Source organism: Christensenella sp. (genome assembly GCF_034927525.1).
Lineage (GTDB): Bacteria > Bacillota > Clostridia > Christensenellales > Christensenellaceae > Christensenella.
The window spans coordinates 1-1,514 of the sequence record NZ_JAYFPU010000008.1 but is presented as its reverse complement, the minus strand read 5'-3'; the positions used below and the strand labels follow the sequence as shown (position 1 = coordinate 1,514).

Genomic DNA, 1,514 nt, shown 5'->3' with positions numbered 1-1,514 from the left:
ATCCTGCCCCCCGTAAGCTCCGCGACGGATGTGACCATTTTATCGAGAAACCTCCGGTCGTGGGATACTGCAATGATAGTACCCCTGAAATCTTTCAGCCAGTTTTCCAGCCACTCCATGCTCTCTGTGTCAAGGTGGTTGGTGGGCTCGTCGAGCAGGAGAATATCAGGCCGGGAGAGAAGCAGAGCGGCAAGAGCCACGCGCATCTTCCAACCTCCGGAAAACTCTGAGGTCATGCGTACCGCATCCTCTTCGGGGCGGAATCCCAGTCCCTTCAGGACCTGTTTTGCCTCAACATCAAAGCCGAATCCTCCATTTGCCTCGAACTCTCTCTGCAGTCGTTCATGAACGGCAAGCATCGACCGCAGTTCCAGTGAGTTTTCATCAATGGAGGCCATGATATGCTCTGTTTCAGAGAGCCTAGCGGCAAGATCCTCAAGTCCTGCGCGCCTTTTGAGGTAGTCAAGGAGCGGCATTTCGTCTATCTCCACCAGGTCCTGCGGAAGATAGCCGACCCTATGGTCCCTGGGTATGGTCAGGCTGCCCCCGTCATATTCCGTCTCACCGGCGATGACACGGAGCAGGGTAGTTTTTCCTGCTCCGTTGTCACCGACAAGCCCTATCCTGCTCTTGGGGGTTATAAACCAGCTTATCCTGTCAAGGACTATATTCTCTTTAAAATTTACCTGGAGATCTTTTATCTCGATCAGTTTATGTTACCTCCCGAATTATCAGCGAACACCGGATATTATATAGTAAATATTGGTTTAGGCAGAAATTATCAGGATAAATGTTTATCCAGGGCCTTCCTGTGGTGCTCCGCCGATCCGTCTGAAAAGCATACCAGCCTGACCTCTTCGATCGCATCATGCTCCCTGAGGAACGAAATGATGGTCATGACAGCAATATCGGCGGCAAGGTCCGGAGGAAAGCGGTAGACGCCGGTGGAGATCGCGGGGAATGCAACTGTTTTTGCCCCGACGCGGAGAGCCTCTTTAAGGCTGTTCCTGTAAGCATTTGCTAAAATTTTTTCTTCATTCGAGTTCCCGCCCCTCCAGACGGGTCCGACTGTGTGTATAACAAATTTTACAGGAAGTCTGTATGCAGCAGTGGTCTTGGCCTCTCCCGGCGGGCAGCCCCCAAGTCCCGAGCATTCAGCGAGAAGTTCGGGACCGGCAGCCCTGTGGATCGCGCCGTCTACGCCCCCTCCTCCGAGGAGGGTGCTGTTTGCCGCGTTAACTAAGGCATCGGTCTCTTCCTTTGTTATGTCGCCCTTTATTACTGTGATCTTTGATCTTATTTCTTTCATTTTGTCCTCCTCTTTCTTTCTTTTATAATATCAGCTATTTCAGCTGTCTTGCAGGTGAAAATCTGAGATTGCAAAAAAAAGGAAGGCCCTGTTTTGTAAAATTGTAACGGAGAGTTACAAAAAAACAAAAGGGGGTCCTTCCTGCAGAGTCTGTTTTATCTCAGTTTTAGTCTTAGAGCTGGTCCTCCCCGAGGAATTCGAACGG

2 protein-coding genes are annotated in these 1,514 nt (G+C 50.6%); both read right to left on the bottom strand.

Annotated elements, in window-relative coordinates; genetic code table 11:
• On the bottom strand, positions 1-653 hold a 653-nt coding region (locus VB081_RS00155), incomplete at its 3' end, for an ATP-binding cassette domain-containing protein (RefSeq protein WP_442872688.1).
• A 128-nt stretch (positions 654-781) separates the two neighbouring features.
• Positions 782-1,309 (bottom strand): O-acetyl-ADP-ribose deacetylase, encoded by a 528-nt coding sequence (locus VB081_RS00150; RefSeq protein ID WP_323398841.1) that lies wholly within the window; start codon positions 1,307-1,309, stop codon positions 782-784.
• Positions 1,310-1,514: the final 205 nt, after the last annotated feature.

What these genes read in the sequence shown, in the direction of transcription:
- VB081_RS00150 (WP_323398841.1), bottom strand. Translation starts at nt 1,309, where the DNA reads ATGAAAGAAATAAGATCAAAGATCACAGTAATAAAGGGCGACATAACA.